At 49.4% G+C, this 265-nt stretch carries 1 pseudogene; it reads right to left on the minus strand.

Annotation, left to right across the window (positions count from 1 at the left end):
- A pseudogene (locus tag AB4512_RS24860) lies at positions 1–265 on the minus strand (porin); the annotation flags it as partial.

Consider the following 265-nt stretch of genomic DNA (forward strand, 5'->3'; position numbering starts at 1 on the left):
TTATCGCCGTTAGCGCCCGAGTTATAACCCCATTCGGCATGGCCAAAGCCAGTCCAATCGTTGTCTAGTCCCATTTGACCTTTAAGGCCGAAACGAGAACTACCACTGTTCCATTCGCCATTATGATCGCCACCTTTGTCTTGGTAACGAACGTCGAAACGACCGTCTAAAGTAAGGCTATCGCCCGCGTCAATGGTAAAAGCGTGTGCAGCAAAAGCAGAACCTGATGTAAGTGCCGTCAGGATCACTGCAGAAAGTATCGACT

The sequence above is a fragment of the Vibrio sp. 10N.222.52.B7 genome (assembly GCF_041474275.1).
GTDB classification, from domain to species: Bacteria; Pseudomonadota; Gammaproteobacteria; order Enterobacterales; family Vibrionaceae; genus Vibrio; species Vibrio crassostreae_C.